Here is a 21,510-nt window from a genome sequence, read left to right as displayed (position 1 = left end):
GATGCGATCATTGCAGCGTTGGGATGCAAGCGTTGCCGCCGAGCCAAGCCTTTTGGCGAGCGTGCCAAATTCTTCGCCCGAGCGTGCCATATGCTTCTTCTCAGCATGCCATATGCCTCTCGTGAATGTGACGGAGGAAACAGCGAGGCTTCGGCGGCCCATATGGGCGGTGGTCTCCCCTTCCAGAGACGGTCATTCCTACCCACACGTGCCTCGGCCCCTTCCGCCAGGGTCGGCAAACCAGTCAGAAGTCTTGATGTCCCGCATCTTCATCACCGGTTCGACCCAGGAGCTCGGGCGAAATGCCGCCGCTGAGCTACTCGACGCCGACCATGACGTCGTCGTTCATGCACGCACTGCGAAACGTGCGCGGAGTCTCACCGATCTTATGGATCGTGGTGCCGACGTCGTCGGCGGCGATTTTGCCGAACTCGAGGAAGTCACCAGACTTGCCGATGACGTGAACAGGCTCGGTCAGATGGACGCAGTCATCCACAATGCCGGAATCATCGATGGCCGTGCGCTCCTTCCGGTAAATGTCGTCGCCCCGTATGTTCTGACGGCACTCATTGATAGGCCGGAACGCCTTGTTTGCCGCAGTAGCGGGATGCACACCGGCGGCCGCGCCGATCTCAGCGGGATCGACTGGTCCGACACCCGCGCAACCCGCACGTACTCCGATACGAAGCTCCTGGTCACGGCGTTGGCCTCTTATGTGGCGCGGATGTGGCCCGAGGTTCTTGCCAATGCCGTACGGCCCGGCTGGGTCCCCACTCGAATGGGCAGCCAGGATGCGACCGACGACCTTCGCCTGGGGCACGTCACGCAGGTATGGCTTACCACCAGCGACATGCCCTCCGCTCAGGTCACCGGCGAGTATTGGTTCCATCAGGAAATTCTTGAACCGCATCCCGCTACACGCGATACGGCGTTCCAGGAGCAGTTGGTCGATGCCCTCGCCACATATAGCGGAGTGCCATTGGGGTAGTCCCCCGGCGCGCATGCCGCATTAGATATGATCGTCCGGTGAACGCGATATCCTCCCACGATCAGGGCCCTGCCAAGCAGAAGAGCCACCGAGCCGAGCAGAGGAGCCACGGGGACGGGCTCGCCAGCGGCTCTCCTGAAGGGAACGACAGCTTGACCGAGCGCACCAATGCCCCTTGCGAGGGGCACGGTGGTTCAAACGAGAGCACGAAGATGACTGCCGCCCCACTCCACGATGCCATCACCGTCACCGGCGCACGCGAAAACAACCTCCGCAACATCGGCCTCACGCTTCCAAAACGCCGCCTCACCGTGTTCACCGGCGTGTCGGGATCGGGTAAGTCTTCACTGGTGTTCGCGACTATTGCGGCGGAGTCACGCAGGCTCATCAATGAGACCTATTCGAGTTTCGTTCAGAACTTCATGCCGTCATCCGCTCGACCCGACGTCGACCGGTTGGAAGGTCTGACACCTGCCATCATCGTCTCGCAAGACCGCCTCCCCGCGAATACCCGCTCCACGCTCGGCACCGCCAGCGACATCAACAGCTCACTGCGCCTCCTCTACTCGCGCCTGTCCACACCGCACGTTGGCCCACCGCAGGCCTTCGCCTTTAACGTCCCCTCAGTAAGCGGTGGAGGTGCCATCAAAACAGAGAAGAACGGGCGCACCGTCACCGAACACAGGCGTTTCTCAGTTCAAGGCGGTATGTGCCCGCGCTGCGAGGGCACCGGCTCGGTGTCGGAGATCGACCTCACAGCCGTGTACGACGAGAATCTTTCGCTGGCAGAAGGAGCGATTAAAGTTCCGGGCTACACCGCCGACGGATACTACGTTAAAGCCTTCGCCGAAACGGGTCTCTTCCCCGCCGACAAGCCGATTAAGACTTTCACCGCGAAGCAGCTCGATGATTTCCTCTACAAGGAACCGACGAAGATTCGCATATCGTCGCATAACATCACCTACGAGGGCCTTATCCCCCGGCTGCGCTCCTCCGTGCTTTCCAAGGATCCCGCATCATTACAAGCACATATGCGAGCCTTTGTTGAACGGGCAGTGGTGTTTCGCAATTGCCCCGAATGCGACGGGACACGGCTCGCGGAACATGCCCGCACAGCAAGCATTGCCGGTCTCACCATCGCACAGGCGTGTGCCATGCAGCTCAGTGACCTTGCCGGGTGGATACACGACCTGCACGACGCCGCAGTGAACCCATCGGGCCCAACCGCTCAGACAGTAAAGGTCGATGGTATCGAGGGGGCCGCGACGCTACTTGAGCACCTCGCAGAAATGCTTGACGCATTCGTGCAGATCGGCCTTGGATACCTCAGTCTGGACAGGCCAACCTCGACCCTCTCCGGCGGAGAGACGCAGCGTATGAGACTCGCACGCCACCTGGGCTCCGCTCTCACCGATGTCACCTACGTCTTCGACGAACCGAGCATTGGCCTCCATCCGCATGATCTTGCCGCACTGGGCAAGCTTCTGCTGTCGCTGCGGGACAAGGGCAACACGGTTCTCGTGGTCGAACACCGGCCGGAAATCATCTCCATCGCGGACCGCATCGTCGATCTCGGCCCGGGGGCCGGACATGACGGGGGTCGAATTGTTTTCGAAGGCACGCTCGAGGCACTGCGAGATAGCAACACGCTGACCGGCCGTCATCTGGCCGACCGAGCAGCACTGAAAACCACTGTTCGCACTGCTCACGGGTATATTCCTATCCGCGCTGCCACAACCAACAACCTTCAACGGGTCGACGTGGATATCCCGCAAGGAGTTCTCACCGTCGTCACGGGTGTGGCCGGTTCGGGCAAGTCCAGCCTCATCCACGGCAGTCTCTCCCCGCTCGATGGCGTGGTAACCCTCGATCAAACGGTTTTGAAGGGATCGCGGCGCTCCAGCCCCGCCACATGGACCGGCCTGCTCGACCCTATCCGCAAGGCCTTCGCCAAGGCGGCGGGCGTTAAACCCTCCCTCTTTTCAGCCAATTCCGTCGGCGCATGCCCCGTTTGCTCCGGAACAGGTGTGGTGGACACCGAACTCGGCTTCATGGAGACGGTCACAACCGTATGCGAAGCATGTCAGGGGCGGCGGTACTCCCAGGAGGTGCTGCAGTATCGCTTCGGCGGGCTGAGCATTGCCGATGTGCTGGCACTATCCGTAGACGACGCCCACGCGCTCTTCTCGGTGAAGGAAACCAGAGTTGCTTCTGCGGTACGAATCCTCGAACGGATGCGCGCCGTCGGACTCGGGTACCTGCTCCTGGGCCAGCCTCTATCCAGTCTCTCCGGTGGGGAACGCCAACGCCTCCGACTCGCCGCACAGCTCGGGGAGGAAGCCGCCGTGATCGTGCTCGACGAGCCAACCATCGGCCTCCACCTCGCCGATATTGCAGGTCTCTTACAGCTTCTGGATCAGATTGTCGACGACGGCCGTACCGTCGTCGTTATCGAGCATAACCAAGCGGTTATGGCGCATGCCGACTGGATCATAGACCTTGGACCCGGGGCCGGAAAGGAGGGCGGGACGGTTGTTTTCACTGGCACGCCGCACGATCTTGTCCAGTCCCGGTCAACTCTCACCGGCCAATACCTGGCGCGATACCTGGAAGGACCGCTTGCAGGCGACTGGAGAGGCGACCGGGCTAGCTGAGCCCAAACACCGGAAGCCCGTACGCCACCCTTGGCGCGCAGCAGGCTGCCGCTGTCTCACTGGCCGTCGCCAGCCCCGGCTCCCGGCGAGCTGCCCGATCCCGCAGCGAGCAGTCGGATTCGCGGCCGGGAATGCAGGTTCGGCCCTGCGGATCCTAGCCGCAGGTCTTAGTCGCCCAAGGCTGTACCGAGCGCCCGCTTGCATCTGCTGGCATCCCGATGATCTCTTAGCCGCAGGTCTTAGTCGCCCAGCGCCGTACCGACTGCCCGGGCCGCCTTGATCCACTCATGGTCACGCGGCACGTACTTCACCTTGCCGGCCACATCCTTAAGCGGCACAAGAGCCGTGTCATGCCCGCGGTCCGCCACCATGACGCCAAACTTTCCGGCCGCGATGGCGTTTGCCCCGGCTACGCCGAGCCTTGTACCCAGCAGGCGGTCCGCGGCATTGGGCGTGCCGCCGCGCTGGACGTATCCCAAGATGGTGACGCGGGCCTCCAGACCGGTCGCTTCTTCCAATTGCTCGGCAAGTGTGAAGGTGTTGGCGCGATGCGATGCCTCGAGCGCTTTGACTCCCTTCTTTGCCATCGCTTTGAGCTCAGGGCTTGAGGCGTCCTTGACCAGGGCTTGGGCATGGGCAAGTTCTTCCGCATCGGCAATGCTCAGCGCGCCTTCCGCCACCGCAACGACGGAGAAAGTCGATCCCTGCTTCCGCCGCCGTTCAATGCGCTCGGCAATAGAGTCCACCGAGTAGGGAACCTCGGGCAGAAGAATTACATCGGCCCCGCCGGCAACTCCGGCGCCAAGCGCCAGCCACCCGGCGCGATGCCCCATGATCTCGGTGAGGATGATGCGATGATGGGAATGCGCCGTCGAATGCAGACGGTCCACGGCCTCCGTCGCGATCTCCAGCGCAGTGGAGAAACCGAAGGATGAATCTGTGTGAACGATATCGTTATCGATGGTCTTCGGAAGGTGGATGACGTTGATCCCCGCGTCCATGAGACGGCGCGCGTTCTTCGCAGTCCCTCCCCCGCCCAGACAGACGAGCGCGTCGAGCTTGTCCTTCTCAACGTTCTCGACGATTGTCGGGATCATATCGCGAACTTCGCCATCCACAACCATGCGGTGGACCTTATCGCGGCTCGTGCCGAGCAATGTACCGCCGGTGGTAAGGATGCCGGAAAGCGCCGACGCATCGAGTTCAGTGAAACGATTCTCCGCCAGTCCGCGCATTCCATCGCGAAAACCGAACAGCTTCCAGCCGTGTTCACCGATTGCTGCCTTGCCGAAGCCACGAATTGCTGCGTTGAGTCCAGGGGCATCGCCGCCCGCCGTGAGGATTCCTATACGTTTGGTCGCCATAACCCAAGTATGCCGCACAGCGCAGGGCCAGGCGCAGGAAACCGCCGATTTCCTACACCAATTTTCACTGTGGAGGACTCATAAACGGCACGAATCTCAGGCTGGAATTGATGACCCGAACGTTCCCCGGCGAGTGACATGCGGAACCCCTTCAAATGAATTTCAGGCCGAAATTGCCGTAGACGACTCCTACTGGTACGTACAACGTTCTCACGCCGCGTCTTCACAACGATCAATCTAGTTGTCAGATTGAACGTGTTCGTTGGCGCCACTTGAAGGGCACCGACCACGCGCCAACGGGATCATTCCCGTCATTAGGTTCGCAGTCGCGCCTGCAGCTGCTCGCGCTCACCTTGGATTGTCAGAATCCCGTCCAAACAACGGAAAAGTTGATTGGCTCCATATAAGAAGTGGCGGAATACCGCGGATTCCACGGTGCAACCAAAGCGGGCGATTCGCCTTTGGACGGGATTTTGACAACCATCGCTCTTCCGGCCACAGACATCGTTTGAGTTTGCTGCGTCACTAGCCACCCCAAGACAGATCCGGCTGTTAAGTCGATGCCCCGCATAAGCACCCTGGGAAGATGGCATCTCAATACACAAAGGCTGGGCCGGACACCACCAAAAATAACCCCAACACGCCGACAATAGACCCACATTCTGTCCATTAACCCAACACGCCCACCCCAGCCACACAATCCGGCTTCTCAGCCCGCTTCGGATCAAGGCCTTGCCAACATAGCAGAAAAGCCGAACTCCACGAGTTCGGCGCCACAAACCTTGTGGAGCTAAGGGGATTCGAACCCCTGACCTCTTCCATGCCATGGAAGCGCGCTACCAACTGCGCCATAGCCCCAAGTGGACTCTGACTATAGTACTCAGTTGCCGCGGCACTCACAAATCAACAGGGCTAACACATGCTGAGAAACAGGTCACGCTTCCCCGCACCTCCACCAACAGCGGTTCGGTGGGGCCGCCTTGCCGATTTCGCAGCCACTCCAGTCCGCGCTGATCGTTGCCCGGGCGCCCGCCACTACCAGCCACTAGCCGCGTCTCGCGGCCGCGCAACCGGCTCCGCACAGCCTGTCACTGCGTTTCTAAGTTGGGGACGGCTTCGTCGTTCACAAGGCGGTTATATGCCACAAGCCGCCAGCGCGGAATGCGTTCCCCCTGCGCAATGAGCATGCCCCAATGGCAGTTGTCGAGGCCGCGTAGGCCCATCCACTCATCGGCATTCAGCCCCAACAGCTGGCAAGTTCCATAGGCAATCGCAGCGCCGTGAGCAACGATAAGCAGCGTTCCCCTCTCCATCGCTGCGGCGTGCTCCTCAGCTGCTGCGGCGAAGCGGATACCGGTCGCGTTCTTCGTCTCCACGCCGACGCCCTCCGGTTGGCCGCCGGCATTCCACACCGCAAACTGCTCGGGATAGCGTTCCCGGATCTGCGCCCGATTCAAACCTTCCCATACACCAAACGAGCGCTCACGCAAGCGCGGGTCTGTCTCGATGGGCAGTTTCACCAACGCGGCCGCCTCTTGGGCGGTATCAAAAGCACGCGAAAGTGGTGAACTGACGATTCGCGTAGGATTCAAAGCCGCAATCTGCGGGGCGATCTCACGTGCTTGTGTCCGTCCCGTGTCGTTGAGCGGGTGATCCTGCGCTCCTTGAATGTGCCCGCTGGCGTTAAGAGCAGTCTGCCCATGCCGCCAAACCACAATACGTTCCGCTGTCATTCCGCCACGTCCACCACAGCATGAGAATCCGAGCCGACCTGCACTGACGCATCATCTGCGGAAACCTCTAAATCAAGAACCGGGCAGTCCGCCCACAGCCTGTCCAGCGCATAGTATTCGCGGTCTTCGTCCTGCAGCACGTGCACAACCAGATCGCCGTAGTCAATCAGCACCCAATGCGCCTCGTCGTATCCCTCCCGCCGGGTCCGCTTCAGCCCAGCAGTGTGCAACCGTTCCTCGACGGCGTCGACGATTGCCCGCACTTGCCGGTCACTCGAACCAGACAGTACAAGGAACACTTCTGAGAGGACCAGCCTTTGCGACACATCGAGGGCAAGAATGCTCGTCGCCTTCAGCTCATCGGCGGCACGAACCGCCAGGCAAACATATTCCTCTATCTGGGGTGAAACTGTCACATACTCTCCTACAGTCCGCAGAAGGCCGATACCAGGGAAGCCGGTGCGCGAAAGACCGCCCCGGCGTAGGTCACGGCATCGTTGATAATCAGCGAATCTCCCGCTCCTCTCAGATAGTGATACAGCCACCCCAGCAGGAGGCCAACAACTAACCCGCCGAGGATGAAAATCGCAACGATCAGCCAACCGCGCGGCCTTTCATCCTCATCATCGAAGTCGCTGTCTTCACCTACATACCTGTACGACGACGGCGCACCATAAGATTTCGCGTCCGATGCACTTGATGCACCGGGCGGATTGTAGGCCAGCTTGGCCTGCTCCAGAACCGCCGCTGGAGCCTGCGGCACGCCACTCGCGCCTGCCGTCTCACCGGTGTGTGGCCCCGAAGATGACCCTGTGGCCGGTACGTCGAGATCGGTATCGTCGCCTTTGGCGTGGTCACTGGCGCGATCCCGACCCGAGGCCGCGTCGCTTTCTCGGCCATCCGTCGCGGCCTCGGCAGCGTGAATGTCACCTGCCGTGCGCCCCTCCTGCTGCACGCGCTCCAAGAGGCGCTCCTGCAGGCTACGCGGGTCCTCGTCGTCCCAGTCATCGTCCTCGGGCAGCGGCGCCTCGTCTGCCGATGGGGCCGTACTAATAGCGGCTGCGGCAGCCCAGCGCCCCGGAGGCGCAAAGGGAGACACTGCCGGTTGGCTCATCTCCCCCGTATCCGCAATCTTCTCCTCGACTGCGGGCAATGAATCGAATGATGCGCCTTCGTCGGAGCTGAAACGATCAAAGACACTGCGACGGCCAGTTTCCTCGGCGGGTTGCACGGGGTCGTGAGCCGCTACCTCTTCAATTTGCTCTGATGTCTTCTGGCCTGGCGACTTCCGGTCGGCAGCGGCAAAGGGGTCTCCACCTGACCTACTTGGCTCGGTAGCTTGGGTCGGAAGTGGCCGTGGACGCCACGCGGATTCATCCTGACTGACCGGCGCGGTAGATGTAACACTCTCAGTCTTCTCATCGGCCCGCGCCGGAGATGTCGCGACGTCATCAGCGGTGGAAGCCTCTACCGCCTCCGCCTGCTGCCGCTGGGCGGCTTCCCTCTCTCTCATCTCCTTACGAGAAGGACGACGCAATTTAAGTTCCTGGGTGCGCGACAACCGCTCGGCAGACGCGATTCCCTCGGAGACCGGCTTCAGTAGACCGCGCTCGCGCATCTCCCGCCGGGATAGGCGCGGCGTTTCGGATGTCCCCTCGCTCATCCTTGCTCCTTCCCGACGCGACTCGCGCCGTTGGATACCTCTTGAGATATCGGCATGTCGCCCCGATACAAGCGGTATTTCGCAATGTACTGTACGACGCCGTCGGGCACCAGATACCAGATTGGTGCACCGGCGGCGACCCGCTTCCGACAATCCGTAGACGAAATCGCCATCGCGGGTACTTCTAAAAGGGTAATACCCTCCGGTGGCAATCCGGTGGTGGCGAGCCGATGACCTGGTCGTGTCACACCAATGAAATGAGCCATGCCCCACAGCTCATCGGAATCTTTCCACCGCAGAATGTCAGGGAGCACATCCGCGCCGGTAATGAAGTAGAACTCTGCATCGGGGTAGACCCGTCGCAAATCACGCAGCGTGTCGATGGTGTAGGTTGTGCCTTCGCGCTCAATATCCACGCGCGAGACGGAGAAACGCGAGTTGGAGGCGGTGGCGATAACGGTCATGAGGTAGCGATGCTCGGGCAGGGTCACCTTTTGATCGCGTTTAAAGGGTTGCCTGCCGGTAGGTACGAACACCACCTCATCAAGACCGAAAGTGTGCTGCACCTCGGAGGCCGCCACAAGGTGCCCATGATGAATTGGATCAAAGGTTCCGCCCATGATGCCAATACGCGTCCGACCGGAATGAGGTTTGACGGGAACCCGTACATTTTCGGCGACGGCGGCACGCGGGGTCGGCTGGCTGAGATCGCTCGAGTCTGCCGTGTGGCGCGGTTCACTTCCGCACGTCGACTGACGAGTATCCCCCGCCGACTCAGCTCCGGACATGTCCATCGCCCTCCACAATCCACGTGGTGGTCGTCAGTTCGCTGAGTCCCATCGGCCCGCGCGCGTGAAGCTTCTGCGTTGAAATGCCGATCTCCGCTCCGAGGCCAAGTTCACCCCCGTCGGTGAACCGCGTCGAGGCATTGATCATGATTGCGGCGCCGTCGATAGCATCAGTGAAGTACCGGATCGCCTCTACGTCTTGAGAAATGATGGCTTCGGTGTGCCCCGTCGAGTACCTGCGAATATGATCTACGGCTTCTTCTTCCGTCTCGACTACTCGCACTGCCATCTCAAGACCGAGGTATTCGGTGGCCCAGTCTTCCTCCATCGCCGGATTAACGACGACGTCGTCCGGTGCCAGCCGTACCGTCGCTTCGCAGCCATGCAGTACCACGTCGCGCGCGGCGAGTTCGCGCAGTGCCTGCGGAAGGAACTCTGCGGCCACGTCTCGATGCACAAGAAGGGACTCGGCCGCGTTGCAGACGCCAGGCCGATGGGTCTTGGCGTTAATGGTGATGGCGAGAGCCTTGTCCAATGCCGCTGCGCGGTCGACATACACGTGGCAGTTGCCCACACCGGTCTCAATGACCGGAACCAGCGACTCACGCACAACTGTTTGAATCAGCCCGCTGCCTCCACGCGGAATCACTAGGTCCACCAAGCCTCGCGCACGCATGAGCGCAACGGAGCCTTCCCGACCGAACTGATCGATGGTTTGCACCGAATCCGCATCCAACCCCGCATCCGCCACCGCGTTCCTCATGAGATCAACCAGGACCTCGTTCGTCTGCGCGGCCGCATGACCGCCGCGCAAGATCACCGCCGAACCGGCCTTAAGTGCGAGTGCGGCAGCATCAACGGTTACATTCGGGCGTGCCTCATAAATCATGCCGATAACACCCATGGGCACTCGCACCTGCCGAATTCGCAGCCCGTTGGGCAAGGTAGTTCCACGTACGACCTCGCCGATGGGATCCGGCAAGGTGGCCACATGCCGCGCGGCATCGGCTATCGCGTTGATTCGGTCTTCGCTGAGTAAAAGCCGGTCGAGAAGTGCATCTGAAAGCCCAGCCTCACGACCCTGTGCCATATCCCGCTCGTTTGCCGCGATAATCGCGCTCACATTAGCTTCCAGCGATGCCGCGATGGCCCGCAGGATCGCACTTTTGTCAGTCGACGTCGTCCCACGTAACGTCTGCGACGCAGTGCGAGCACGCCGGGCGATTGCCTCGACTCCTTGAACAGCCGCTGAATCATTGCCTATCACGGTTCTAGCCTACGGGTTTTTGACCGTCGCCGCCTATATTCGACACTGTCCCGCCGCTGCTCTGCCGACTCCCACCACACGTACATGCCATGGTTTCGCTACGAGTAAACGAGCAGGTGGAATACTCCCAGCAGTGCACTCGTTAGCGTAACTGGAACCAGTCAATTGGAACCTTGACCAGACCAGACGGTCCACGACGAAAGGTAGCTATGGCAACCGTTACGATCACCAAAGAGAACTTCGCCGACACTGTAAAGGAAGGAACAGTCCTCCTCGATTTCTGGGCCTCCTGGTGCAGGCCATGCCGCCAATTCGGCCCGATCTACGAGAAGTCCTCGGAGCAGCACACAGATCTAACCTTCGGAAAAGTTGATACCGAGGACCAGCAGGAGCTCACCGCCACATTCGGCATTAGCGCCATCCCCACGCTCATGGTGTTCCGTGACGGAATTCGCGTATTTGAACAGGCGGGTGCGCTACCCTCAGCGCAGCTTGAGAATCTGATTGAGCAGGTCGAGGCACTGGATATGGATGCAGTGCGCGCGAAGGTGGCGGAGATGGAGGCTGCTAGCGGGTCTGCCGAAGCCTGAGAGCGAGGCGACGTCGCAGGCACCTGCCGGTGAGTGCGCGGCAGCTGCGCCAGAGCGTGAAGCGCGTGCGACGAGGCTCGGCAAAGTGCGGTTCTCCATGCCGCGAAGGCCGCGCCTGAAGACCCCCGTCGCACGGCGCCTTGACACATACGGTCGGCGTCGAAGTACCGAAAGGGCCTCCGCACATCATTATGACGATGCGCGGAGGCCCTACCCTTTTGTCTCTTCGCACTTTCTGAGCGTCAAATGGTGAGGTGCTGTTACGCAGTGCACGATTGCGCCAGAAGACGCTTCATTGCGGGTGCACTCGTTCCGGCATCTTCATATCGTGTAACGCATCAGCCGACCGGGGGATCACTGGGCGGGTCGTCGCTTTGGCTCATCTTCGCGTCACACTGCTTCGCACTGCCCTCCGGCTTCTCGGTTTCCCCCGGCTTGCCGTCATCCTCCGGCTTCGCGTGGCGTAGCGTTGAGTCCGGGAAGAAGTAGTTGCCAACGCTCCCCCGCCGTGCAGGATGATCCTCACCCCGGAAAGGAGACCGCAACACGACGAAGACGAAACCGGTCACGATCAAGCTGGAGAGGATGAGCGTTGTCCGGCCCTGCCGGGCTGCAGTGCAAGCGACACGCAGCGATTGCTCCATGTCATCAGCCCGATCAGAATCGACACGGGATCTGGAACGTTCCAACGTATCAGTCCACATGATTTCTCCCGTACCGCCGTAGCCACTGTGAAGTTCAATCGAAAGCGAATCACACGCGACCGTTCCTGGGAAGATGTTCCACACTTCGACGGATGGCCTGGACCAAAACAACCACGAGGACAATGCGACAGTGATCGCGACCAGAGACCAACGAATAAGTGCGCGGAATGTTCGCATCTGCATTTCTCAAGGCCTCTCTCGCGTATCGCGCTCGTGCTCGTCATTCCAGGGATCAATGCCGCTTCCACCATCTAGGAAGCTGTCCAGTTCATCCCATCGCCTCTGCGCTTCAGAATCCCGGTCCACTATTGCTTGCGCAGCCAACCTCAGGTCTTCCGCACCTTTTTCCACCTCCCAGGAGAGGTCACGCACTAACTCTTCCAACAGGATTCTCATTTCACCAAATGGTCCACTCGGTCCTTGCTCGCCAATACCAATATGCCCGTCCCGCAGCACCGCCATTTTCATGGAGACGCCGGGAATTCGATAGGCAATCCCCTTGAGTTCATCGGCGATCATCGGCATATAAGAGTTGGTGATCTCATTGACTAGCCCGCGCTCGACCTGAAGATCCTGGCTGCCGTTATTCTCGGTACGCTTGATCGTCAGATCAAAGGCACCTTTTCGTGAACGTATCGCCTCGAGATTGTAGAGCAGATTCGCCCGTACCTGTTCTTCAACTTCTATCAGTTCCGCATTGACCTGTGCCAAGGCCTTCTCGAACGCCACCATTGCTTCCTCATACACATACACCTCTTCGTCCAGCTCTTCAATTTCCTCCGCGAATGTCTTAACGACTTCGAGTCCCAGGCCGGTTAACGCCAGAATCGCAGTAGCTCCTGCCGAAGTGAAGGAGGAAACCGCCTTCAACGCCCAGTCCGCAACTCGCAATGCCATCTTGATGTCGCCATAGCTTTGAATTGCCGCCTTGTCGCATGCTGCCGTAGCCTGCTGAATTGCGTCAACCACGGAAGCCCGCGCCGCCTCGAAGGCACCTTTCTCAGCCGCAAGCGTCGCCGCCCATACAACTGCTATGTCGTGTTGCCCCATCATGGCCACTCCGAGTTGCGTCAAAAACTTGGTCTTGAAATCCTCGACCACATGGCCCGACATCGCATCAAGGTTTTCCGCCATGCCAGTGAGCCATCCGTCAATGGGACTTCGCCCCATGCTGTTACTACCAGTTCCGCCCGGTAGAGCACCGCACACCCCCTCTGCCTTGAGTTGTGCCGCCTTAATATCATCGGGATCTGGCAGATCCGTCCAGCCTTATAGCGCGTCGTCGATACGCGCCCGAATCTCCGCGAAATCATCAACGTACGAGAGACTGGATCTTGACGACGAGGTTTGTGTTGTGACACCTCCACCCTGGCCTGCTTCATTCGGACAAGTAACAGTCACCGTTTCGGGAACGGACACGACGCCGGGTATCGGCGTTCCTACCCGCGCATAATGCGCTCCGTCTCCCGAGATAATGAAGCCACGGTGGACCATATACGCGTCAATCGCCGCAAGTTTCAGTTTGCCGATGAGTTCGGGGAGATCATTGTAATCTGCCACGATGAGGACTCCCTTCTTCGGTGAGTTAGCTACCGTTGTTCACTCTACCGTAAGAACGGGCCCGATCCCAACCCAGGACAGAAGAACCTTGTTGTCAATGGCAGCTCAGGAGCCCCCGCAGGGATATCGCTCGAATCAGACGATGGTCCGGCCGGGCACAAATGTCACGACTCCCGCTGGCACCGCGATCCGAGGAATCCCTGCCTAGCCCCTGCGGTTCACTGTATGTCGGCTTCACCGCCACGGGCGCGGAGCAACGGCAGCACACCACGAATAACCGAGGCGAGGTCGGTAGGCACCGATGCCGGCAGGAAGATGATTCCGTCAGCCGCGCCAAGTCCGATCCATGACTCTGCCGCGTCCGCCACGTCGTACACCGTCCCCACAACATGCGCCTTCCCGGCAAAGACCGGGCTGCCCTCGATCGCCTCCACCAACAGCGCTCGCTCGTTTGCGGCGGAGATATTGCCAGAAATGATGATGCCGATCTCCACGAAGACGGGAAGTGATCGCCCCTGAGCGTACGCCGCCGAACGCAAGGCGAAGCGCGCCTCACGTGACTCGTGCGGATCGTTGGTCAGCAGACGTATCGAATCGGCATACTCGACCAGTTCCGCTAGATCGAGCTCGGTGAGATCCCGCACCGCGACTCGGATCATAATACGCAATCCTGCAGTACGGGCACGCTCCAATGGAGCGGCCAAAGCCGCCAAATCCGTGGTGCCATCCACGCTGATCTCCAGCGTGCTCGCGTCCTGACTAACAGCGGCCAACTCGCCAAGTGCTTTTTCAATTACCGTCGGGTCCGCTGGAACTTCTACTCCGATTGGCCCGACGCCGTGCTCAACCAGGCGAGCTGCGGTACGGACACCGTCCATACGACCGCCCCGACCATCGGACCGGGTCCGGAAGGACCGCGAGAGGGTCACAATATCGATGCCGCCCGAACTGGATGCGCTCGCGCAGGAGGCGAGACGCGGAAAATTAATGTGCTCCACTGGTAGGTCTGCACCCCAGGCGCTCAGTGACTCCCCCGACGGCGCCCCTAACAAAGTGAGATCAATGCCGATGACGGCGTCAGTGACACGCTCTTCGGCTCGCTGCTGGGCACTGGTCTTGCTGCTTGTACTCTCAATGGTTGTTAACTGGATAGTCATTGTCGTTGTTCATCCATTCACGACGTAAAACCGGATCTCCGGCTCGAAAAACAAAACGTGTGGCGCTCGTAGCGCTAGGAGGAAAGTGGCTGTATGCCGGCGTCGGGTTCACCGACACATTCGACAATGCTTATAGAAGGCACGGTTGAAGCGCATGAACGAACATAGAGCTACGGTCTTTGTGGCTGTATTTCGCGTTGTTGTCATGGCTTTTCGTCCCTTCGGCACATAGTGCTGAGTTTTGGCCCGCTCGTGACGGGGCATGCCCGAATCCCGGGCACGCGTCTAGACTAAACGCATTGGCGTCCGCATGGCAAGACGAATGCCCGCGAAGTGGACGTTCTCACGATTGTGGAGTGCCTATTTTCCAAGGCAGCGAGGGGATTGTATGCTCTGTCACTTCCGTTTGATGCGCACGAGATCGTTGACGTGAACAGCGGGGCGCATGCCCCGTGCCTCCGTCTTATCGCCAGCCAGGCGCATGAGCTCCTCGGACGCGAACCCACTCAAGCCACGCGCCACTGGTTGCCCGCCGAGCTCCACGATCTCCACCAGGTCACCGGGCGCGAACTTTCCAGCCACCGCAGTCACGCCAACAGGTAGCAGCGAGGCTCCACCTTTCCGCAGCGCCGTAGCTGCACCAGCATCGACAATAATCTGGCCACGCACCAGCGCCGCATGTTCCAGCCACAGCCGCCGCGCCGACGACCGCTTCCCCCTGATCGGGAACCAGGTGCCGACCTCTTCTCCCGCAAGCGCCGCCGCCAGATTCTCCGCACTGGTCAGCAGCACCGGCACTCCCCCGGAACAAGCCAGCCCCGCTGCATCCACCTTGGTCCGCATGCCTCCGGTGCCGATATCGGAGCCACGCCCGGTGATCTCCAGCTGATCCAACATGTCTGTCGAGGTCACCTCGCTGATGCGTTGGGCGCCCTTAACCCGCGGCGGCGCGGTGTACAGGCCGTCGACGTCGGTCAAGAAAATCAATGCGTCCGCCGCTACCAGGTGTGATACCAGTGCAGCGAGGCGATCATTGTCACCGAATCGCAACTCATCGGTGACAACGGCATCGTTCTCATTCACGATGGGGATGACACCCAAGGCCAGCAACGACGACAGCGCGTTTTGTACATTCGCGTAGTGTCGTCGATTCACAACATCGGTGGCGGTCAGGAGCACTTGTCCAACGGTGATGTCGGCCTTGGCGAACTCTGCCGCGTAGCGTGCCATTAGCCTGGACTGCCCCACCATTGCCGCCGCTTGGTGGGTACTGATATCCCTCGGACGTCCGGACAGCCCCAGTGGTCCAATGCCTAACGATGTCGCCCCGGATGAGATGAGAACAACCTGTTGTCCGCGCCCGTGCGCCTCGGACAGTGTTTCCGATAGGCGGACCAATGCGACGTTGTTCAAGGTGCCGTCAGGCATCGTCAGTGACGATGACCCGATTTTTACCACAATTCGCGGCACCTGGCCCAACATGGCACGATTGACAAGCGGCGACTTCACGCCCTCTATCGTGCCACTTTTTTGCCGCAGGACCGATGCCGCGCCGCCGAATGGACCCGCACGGGCCCTACATACGCCAAGTTCGTGGACATCACACGGGGCGGAGCGTCCCGCTCGGCCGAGACCATGCCAACCCTCCGGTTGATAGGACTGCGCCGAGCGACGTCGTCGCCCTCAGTCGCACCTCACTCTTGTGCCGGATCGGTCCACAGGCCCGCCTCCCGATCAGTCCACAACTCCTCGCGCGCTGCGGCCTTCGCATCCATACGGTCGTGATAGGCCGCCTTTCTATCGCGCCGGGATGGACGTGCTCCTTCCTCGAGGCGCATATCCGTGCCACGTGGTCCCAGCAGTTCGGCACCCGTTGCCATGGTCGGTTCCCAATCGAAGATATAGCCGCCGTCTTCCGGCCCGATCACCACCATCGCACCGGGCATCGCGCCGGCCTTCAGCAGCGCATCTTCAATGCCAATCCCGTTGAGCCGATCCGCCAAATAACCCACAGCTTCGTCGTTGTCGAAGTCGGTCTGCCGCACCCATCGCTCAGGCTTCGCGCCGCGCACCAGGAAGAAGTCTTCGCCGCCATGTGACCGGCGCGAGACCGTGAACGGTGCATCGTCGTGCCGGGGGCGCAGGACGATACGTGGCAGTTCCTGCGGCGCGGGGATCGCGGCCCTCTCCGTCTCCACCACGGATGCCAACTTGAAGGCGAGCGGCTGCAAGCCCTCATGCGAAACCGCCGACACTTCTACTACCTCCAGGCCGCGCTCCTCGATGGACTCACGCACGAATTCGGCGAGTTCACGTGCCTCCTGCACATCGATTTTGTTGAGAACAACCAAACGAGGGCGCTCCATGAGCGGCTTACGTCCCTCGGCGGGCGGTAGTTCCTGCGCGTACGCGGCCAGCTCGGCCTCGATAAGATCCATATCGGAAAGTGGGTCCCGGCCCGGCTCCAGCGTCGCGCAGTCGAGAACGTGCACAATCACCGTGCACCGCTCAATATGCCGGAGGAACTCCAAGCCAAGCCCTTTGCCTTCCGATGCGCCCGGAATCAGGCCCGGCACATCTGCCATAGTGAAGCGTGACTCGCCCGCCTGCACCACGCCAAGATTCGGCACAAGAGTGGTGAACGGGTAGTCGGCGATCTTTGGACGGGCCGCACTCATCGCCGCAATCAGCGAGGATTTGCCGGCACTTGGAAAACCGACAAGAGCAACATCGGCCACAGACTTGAGCTCAAGCACGATGTCGCGTTGTTCGCCCTCATCGCCCAATAACGCGAAACCGGGGGCCTTACGTTTAGGCGAGGCCAGGGCCGCGTTCCCGAGGCCACCCATACCGCCATGGGCGGCAACATAACGGTCTCCCGGCAGTTCCAGGTCAGCCAGGATGTCGCCTTCTGCATTCTTGACCACGGTGCCCGGGGGAACGCGCAGCACCAGATCGTCGCCATGCCGCCCGGCGCGCATACCACCCGCCCCCGGTGTACCCGACTGCGCGCGCTGATGCGGTGCACGGTGATACTCCAACAGCGTCGTCACCTGCGGATCCGCCTGTACGACGACGTCGCCGCCATGGCCACCGTTGGCTCCATCAGGCCCACCGAGCGGCTTGAACTTCTCCCGCCGCACCGAGGCGCATCCATGACCGCCATTGCCCGCAGCTACATGCACAACGACTTGATCAACAAAACTCGCCATATTCGTGTCCTCCCGCCCACAACACAACAAAAGGGCGGAAGGTTATCCCTCCCGCCCCTTCAGGAAGCTGATGTCTCAGGCCTCGGCAGTAACGACGTCGACAACCTTGCGGTCGCGCCGCACACCGAAGGAAACATGACCGGCAGCCAAAGCGAACAGGGTATCATCCTTGCCACGGCCTACGTTTACACCGGGGTGGAAGTGGGTGCCGCGCTGACGCACGAGAATCTCGCCGGCCTTCACGGCCTGACCGCCGTACCGCTTGACACCCAGACGCTGTGCGTTCGAGTCGCGCCCGTTGCGGGAGGAACTTGCGCCCTTCTTATGTGCCATTGTTCTGACCTCTAATTCTTCTTTATCAACGAGACCCGGGCAGGGAACCAGAGCCTCGTAATCGTCACTTGATATCGGTGATCTTCAGACGGGTCAGCTTCTGGCGATGACCCTGCCGCTTACGATAACCAGTCTTGTTCTTGTACTTGACGATGGAGATCTTCGGCCCGGCCTCGTCGCGAACGATCTCGGCAGTCACCTTCGCCGAAATGCCGTCAGCAGCCGTGGTGACCTTGTCACCGTCAACGAGCATAATGGGTTCCAGCTCGACTGTATCACCGACCTGGCCGTCCATCTTGTTCACGACGACGACGGATCCGACGGACACCTTTTCCTGTCGACCGCCAGCCTTCACGATCGCGTACACCACGTTGCTCATCCTCTGTCGGTTCAATTGCTCGCGCGGAAGCGCGGAGCGCTAACGATTACCGGCACCCGTGGGCGCCGAGTTTCTATATTACGGGCAGCGGGCAGCGGGCAGCAAGTCTGCCAGACCCTCCACACGCCGATTTCGTATGGGGTTCACCACGCCGACACTAGCGTCGGCGAAGAACTCCACTATCACTTGGCGGGAAAACTGAGAATTGCAGCCGCACCCGCGCCGGGAGTGATTGTTCCCGCCGACGAGACCCGGTGGGTCTTGCTCTTCTTTTGAGCCGTCGACTTCGGTTCCGACGGCTGCGGTTGAGCTTCACCCGCATCGGCGGCCTTGGTCGCTTGCTCCTGCGGCGGAGCCTCCTGCACCGCCGACTTGGATACCTCTGCCTTAGGCGCCGAATCCTTCTTCACCGTACTCGATGCAGACGACGGTACGGATGCCGTACTAGTGCCTTCTTCCTTAGCCTCGGCCTCGCGATGGTGGGAGGCAGCAGCGGCAATGGAATTCAGGGCAGCCTTGACGTCGCTATGCTTCTCATCCGGTGTTCCGGATGTCCGCGCACCGGCTCCAACTGCGCGCTGCTCCACTCGACCGCGCGTCTTGCGACGTGAGAAACCGCCATCCCGCAGCCCCGCCGACTGCTCCACCGGATGGGTATGAGTGATGAAACCACGTCCCTCGCAGGCCTCGCAGGCCGTCGAAAAGGCCTCCACGAGCCCTTGGCCCACGCGCTTCCTCGTCATCTGCACCAGGCCCAGCGAAGTGACCTCGGCAACCTGGTGTCGAGTCCGATCCCGCCCCAGACATTCGACCAGGCGCCGCAGCACCAACTCGCGGTTGGATTCCAGCACCATGTCAATGAAGTCGATCACGATGATTCCGCCGATATCCCGCAGGCGTAGCTGGCGAACGATCTCCTCGGCGGCTTCGAGGTTGTTACGCGTGACCGTTTCCTCGAGAGTGCCGCCACTACCCGTGAATTTACCGGTGTTAACATCGATAACCGTCATCGCCTCGGTACGGTCGATAACCAACGTGCCACCCGATGGCAGCCATACCTTACGATCAAAAGCCTTCGCCAACTGCTCATCCACACGATGCTCGGCGAAGATATCGTCCGGGCTGGTCCAGTGTTGCAGGCGGTCCACCAGTTCGGGAGACAACTCCCCCACATAATCACTGATGGTCTGCCAGGCGTCGCGGCCCTGAACCTTCAAAGCAGCGAAATCTTCGTTGAAGATATCGCGCACAACGCGCACGGCAAGTTCCGGCTCGCCTTTCAACAGCATCGGCGCGGCCTTCGTATTCTTTGCCTTGGCCTGGATGTCTTCCCAGGTCTTCGTCAAACGTTCCACATCGGCGCGCAACTGCTCTTCGGTGGCGCCTTCCGCCGCAGTACGCACAATGACGCCGTGCTCTTCCGGCACGATCTGCCGCAGCAGCCGCTTCAGGCGATGACGTTCCTTATCCGGAAGCTTCCTGGAAATACCGGTCATCGCGCCCGACGGAACGAGAACAAGATGCCTTCCGGCCAGTGTTATCTGTGCCGTCAGTCGCGCACCCTTATGCCCGATCGGATCCTTCGTCACTTGAACCATGACGGTATCGCCGGATTTCAGTGCCTGTTCGATACGCCGCGGCTTACCTTCCATGCCGGCGGCTTCCCAGTTGACTTCACCGGCGTAGAGAACGGCGTTACGTCCCTTGCCAATATCAACAAAAGCGGCCTCCATGGACGGTAGTACGTTCTGGATGCGCCCGAGGTACACATTACCCACCATGGAAACCTGGGTATGGCGAGCAACGTAGTGCTCCACGAGAATGTCATCCTCGAGCACCGCAATCTGGTTCAAGCCGTCCTGCTCACGTACGAGCATCTCACGTTTCACCGATTCACGCCGGGCCAGATACTCAGACTCGGTGATCACATGCCGACGTCGTCCAGCCTCACGGCCTTCTTTACGACGCTGCCGCTTGGCCTCCAGACGAGTGGAGCCCTTCAGGGCCGTGACCTCGTCGCCGTTCTCACCATTCGCCCGGCGACGCCGCCGACGACGCGTCGTTGTCGAATCTGCATCATCGGCCTCAGTCTGCTCCGCCGCGGCGTTCGTCGCCTCCGTCGTCCTTTTCTCTTCGTTCGTTTCCTCTGTCCGACGGCGGCCGCGTGTGCCGCGCCGACGACGCCGCGCTTCGCGAGTGGCAGAAGCAGCCTCTGCGGGCGTCGGGGCCGAATCGGTGCTTCTCGCACTCGGCGAACTGTGTGCGCTGGACTCCTCGGTAACGACATCCTTTTCGTTACCACGGCGCGTGTGGTTGTCGGTCTTGTCGGCCGAGGACGCGCTCCGGCTTCCGCGGGTCCGCTTACGTGTTGCGGGCGTGACACTATCGTCGTCGGTGGTTGATGCCGCTGTATTACTACGGCTACTGCCCCGCCGTCGTGAGATGCGAGTCTCCGGCTCGCGGAAGAGACTCGACGTGTCCGGCTCTTGGAACAAAAGCGCCGTCATACCCACAGGTTCCACACCGCTATCTGTAGGCCCTGAGCTCACGACGGCGTCCGTATCGGCAGCGCCGTCTGGAGTGCGGGCGTGCTCCGCAGCGGATGCCGACTTACGTTTGGAGCTACCCCGCGGCGGAATCGCATCAAGATCAATTCCAAAGTCGGCAAGCGGCTCACCCGCTACTTTGGCTGCCCGCGAAGTCCTCGCCGGTGCGCGTTCTTCCAACGCTGCCAATGACGCCGCCACCGCGCTGGATGCATCTTCGCTGACAACGTCGCCCGCTGCCTTCTTCCGCGCACGAGCGCGAGTTGACTTCTTAGCTGCGCCTCGCGCACCCGGTTCGCCACCTTCCTCGCGCTCGTACACCTGGGCCGCCGCATCAACCGGGTTCTCACCCGTATCTTGATCTTCGGTCACCCGCGGCGTTCTAGCGCTTCGAATTCTTGCCGTTGACTTGCGCGCAGTGCTTCGCGTTTTCGGCGTGGCATTCGTTTCAGCGCCCGGCTCTTCCGGTGAGCCTGCATCTGGAACGGACTCGGATGCCGACGCACGGCCGACCTTTTTCCTCGTTCCTGTCGCGGTTTTCTTTTTTGTAGTCGCAGCCCGTGCCGCAGTAT

At 60.7% G+C, this 21,510-nt stretch carries 18 protein-coding genes and 1 tRNA gene; 3 read left to right on the top strand and 16 right to left on the bottom strand.

What is annotated here, in order from left to right; genetic code table 11:
* Positions 1-256: 256 nt before the first annotated feature.
* Together EKN07_RS01290 and EKN07_RS01285 are read left to right on the top strand one after the other, a co-directional pair.
* Entirely contained in the window at positions 257-988 is a 732-nt protein-coding gene (locus EKN07_RS01290; RefSeq protein WP_126145462.1) for an SDR family NAD(P)-dependent oxidoreductase, read from the top strand.
* Positions 989-1,200: 212 nt separating this feature from the next.
* Positions 1,201-3,642: an excinuclease ABC subunit UvrA gene (locus EKN07_RS01285; protein WP_126145461.1), complete on the top strand. Its 2,442-nt coding sequence runs from the start codon at positions 1,201-1,203 to the stop codon at positions 3,640-3,642.
* A gap of 239 nt (positions 3,643-3,881) precedes the next feature.
* Here EKN07_RS01285 and EKN07_RS01280 read toward each other — a convergent pair whose 3' ends face one another.
* The 7 genes from EKN07_RS01280 to EKN07_RS01250 all read right to left on the bottom strand — a co-directional run bounded on the left by EKN07_RS01280 (position 3,882) and on the right by EKN07_RS01250 (position 10,457).
* Complete coding sequence (locus tag EKN07_RS01280; protein ID WP_108716660.1) at positions 3,882-5,006, bottom strand: ATP-dependent 6-phosphofructokinase; 1,125 nt, start codon at positions 5,004-5,006, stop codon at positions 3,882-3,884.
* 785 nt (positions 5,007-5,791) lie between these two features.
* Positions 5,792-5,864: transfer RNA gene (locus tag EKN07_RS01275), tRNA-Ala, on the bottom strand.
* Between the two features lie 230 nt (positions 5,865-6,094).
* On the bottom strand, positions 6,095-6,739 hold the full coding sequence (locus EKN07_RS01270) for a histidine phosphatase family protein (RefSeq protein WP_108715463.1): 645 nt from the start codon (positions 6,737-6,739) through the stop codon (positions 6,095-6,097).
* Positions 6,736-7,155, bottom strand: a complete 420-nt coding sequence (gene rsfS, locus EKN07_RS01265; RefSeq protein WP_108715462.1) for a ribosome silencing factor — start codon at positions 7,153-7,155, stop codon at positions 6,736-6,738. Before rsfS ends, EKN07_RS01270 begins: the two co-directional genes overlap by 4 nt.
* A gap of 8 nt (positions 7,156-7,163) precedes the next feature.
* Entirely contained in the window at positions 7,164-8,402 is a 1,239-nt protein-coding gene (locus EKN07_RS01260; RefSeq protein WP_108715461.1) for a hypothetical protein, read from the bottom strand.
* Positions 8,399-9,022: a nicotinate-nucleotide adenylyltransferase gene (nadD, locus tag EKN07_RS01255; protein WP_240611467.1), complete on the bottom strand. Its 624-nt coding sequence runs from the start codon at positions 9,020-9,022 to the stop codon at positions 8,399-8,401. The genes EKN07_RS01260 and nadD overlap by 4 nt, the downstream gene beginning before the upstream one ends.
* A 154-nt stretch (positions 9,023-9,176) precedes the next feature.
* Positions 9,177-10,457, bottom strand: coding sequence for a glutamate-5-semialdehyde dehydrogenase (locus EKN07_RS01250; RefSeq protein WP_108715460.1), 1,281 nt, complete (start codon positions 10,455-10,457; stop codon positions 9,177-9,179).
* Positions 10,458-10,666: 209 nt separating this feature from the next.
* Between EKN07_RS01250 and trxA the strand changes: the two genes are divergently transcribed.
* Positions 10,667-11,047: a thioredoxin gene (trxA, locus tag EKN07_RS01245; protein WP_126145460.1), complete on the top strand. Its 381-nt coding sequence runs from the start codon at positions 10,667-10,669 to the stop codon at positions 11,045-11,047.
* Positions 11,048-11,385: 338 nt separating this feature from the next.
* Here the strand turns inward: trxA and EKN07_RS01240 are convergent, their stop codons facing one another.
* The 9 genes from EKN07_RS01240 to EKN07_RS01200 all read right to left on the bottom strand — a co-directional run bounded on the left by EKN07_RS01240 (position 11,386) and on the right by EKN07_RS01200 (position 20,899).
* Positions 11,386-11,751: a hypothetical protein gene (locus EKN07_RS01240; protein WP_125482443.1), complete on the bottom strand. Its 366-nt coding sequence runs from the start codon at positions 11,749-11,751 to the stop codon at positions 11,386-11,388.
* 186 nt (positions 11,752-11,937) lie between these two features.
* Positions 11,938-12,921, bottom strand: coding sequence for a hypothetical protein (locus tag EKN07_RS01235; protein ID WP_206435642.1), 984 nt, complete (start codon positions 12,919-12,921; stop codon positions 11,938-11,940).
* Positions 12,922-13,020: 99 nt separating this feature from the next.
* Complete coding sequence (locus EKN07_RS01230; RefSeq protein WP_108715456.1) at positions 13,021-13,311, bottom strand: hypothetical protein; 291 nt, start codon at positions 13,309-13,311, stop codon at positions 13,021-13,023.
* A 218-nt stretch (positions 13,312-13,529) separates the two neighbouring features.
* Positions 13,530-14,468, bottom strand: a complete 939-nt coding sequence (locus EKN07_RS01225; RefSeq protein WP_108715455.1) for a hypothetical protein — start codon at positions 14,466-14,468, stop codon at positions 13,530-13,532.
* Between the two features lie 396 nt (positions 14,469-14,864).
* A complete protein-coding gene (gene proB / locus EKN07_RS01220) occupies positions 14,865-15,977 on the bottom strand; it encodes a glutamate 5-kinase (protein WP_346426234.1) in 1,113 nt (370 codons plus the stop codon).
* A gap of 185 nt (positions 15,978-16,162) precedes the next feature.
* Positions 16,163-17,680 (bottom strand): GTPase ObgE, encoded by a 1,518-nt coding sequence (gene obgE, locus EKN07_RS01215; protein WP_126145457.1) that lies wholly within the window; start codon positions 17,678-17,680, stop codon positions 16,163-16,165.
* 75 nt (positions 17,681-17,755) lie between these two features.
* On the bottom strand, positions 17,756-18,013 hold the full coding sequence (gene rpmA, locus EKN07_RS01210; RefSeq protein ID WP_108715454.1) for a 50S ribosomal protein L27: 258 nt from the start codon (positions 18,011-18,013) through the stop codon (positions 17,756-17,758).
* Between the two features lie 64 nt (positions 18,014-18,077).
* Positions 18,078-18,392, bottom strand: a complete 315-nt coding sequence (rplU, locus tag EKN07_RS01205; protein WP_108715453.1) for a 50S ribosomal protein L21 — start codon at positions 18,390-18,392, stop codon at positions 18,078-18,080.
* A gap of 182 nt (positions 18,393-18,574) precedes the next feature.
* The gene (locus tag EKN07_RS01200) at positions 18,575-20,899 is read right to left on the bottom strand and encodes an Rne/Rng family ribonuclease (protein WP_241228102.1); all 2,325 of its coding nucleotides are present in this window, start codon (positions 20,897-20,899) and stop codon (positions 18,575-18,577) included.
* Between the last annotated feature and the right edge of the window lie 611 nt (positions 20,900-21,510).

Source organism: Actinobaculum sp. 352 (assembly GCF_003957265.1).
GTDB lineage: Bacteria > Actinomycetota > Actinomycetes > Actinomycetales > Actinomycetaceae > Asp313.
The sequence above is the reverse complement of the archived record's forward strand: the minus strand, read 5'-3'. Positions and strand labels throughout refer to the sequence as shown.

Bases quoted from the DNA above. Each gene is read 5' to 3' on its own strand.
- EKN07_RS01200 (WP_241228102.1), bottom strand. From the start codon at position 20,899: ATGACGGCGCTTTTGTTCCAAGAGCCGGACACGTCGAGTCTCTTCCGC.
- nadD (WP_240611467.1), bottom strand. From the start codon at position 9,022: ATGGGCGGAACCTTTGATCCAATTCATCATGGGCACCTTGTGGCGGCC.
- EKN07_RS01240 (WP_125482443.1), bottom strand. From the start codon at position 11,751: ATGTGGACTGATACGTTGGAACGTTCCAGATCCCGTGTCGATTCTGAT.
- EKN07_RS01270 (WP_108715463.1), bottom strand. From the start codon at position 6,739: ATGACAGCGGAACGTATTGTGGTTTGGCGGCATGGGCAGACTGCTCTT.
- obgE (WP_126145457.1), bottom strand. From the start codon at position 17,680: ATGGCGAGTTTTGTTGATCAAGTCGTTGTGCATGTAGCTGCGGGCAAT.
- trxA (WP_126145460.1), top strand. From the start codon at position 10,667: ATGGCAACCGTTACGATCACCAAAGAGAACTTCGCCGACACTGTAAAG.
- EKN07_RS01225 (WP_108715455.1), bottom strand. From the start codon at position 14,468: ATGACTATCCAGTTAACAACCATTGAGAGTACAAGCAGCAAGACCAGT.
- EKN07_RS01280 (WP_108716660.1), bottom strand. From the start codon at position 5,006: ATGGCGACCAAACGTATAGGAATCCTCACGGCGGGCGGCGATGCCCCT.
- EKN07_RS01235 (WP_206435642.1), bottom strand. From the start codon at position 12,921: ATGGGGCGAAGTCCCATTGACGGATGGCTCACTGGCATGGCGGAAAAC.
- EKN07_RS01285 (WP_126145461.1), top strand. From the start codon at position 1,201: ATGACTGCCGCCCCACTCCACGATGCCATCACCGTCACCGGCGCACGC.
- EKN07_RS01260 (WP_108715461.1), bottom strand. From the start codon at position 8,402: ATGAGCGAGGGGACATCCGAAACGCCGCGCCTATCCCGGCGGGAGATG.
- rplU (WP_108715453.1), bottom strand. From the start codon at position 18,392: ATGAGCAACGTGGTGTACGCGATCGTGAAGGCTGGCGGTCGACAGGAA.
- rpmA (WP_108715454.1), bottom strand. From the start codon at position 18,013: ATGGCACATAAGAAGGGCGCAAGTTCCTCCCGCAACGGGCGCGACTCG.
- EKN07_RS01290 (WP_126145462.1), top strand. From the start codon at position 257: ATGTCCCGCATCTTCATCACCGGTTCGACCCAGGAGCTCGGGCGAAAT.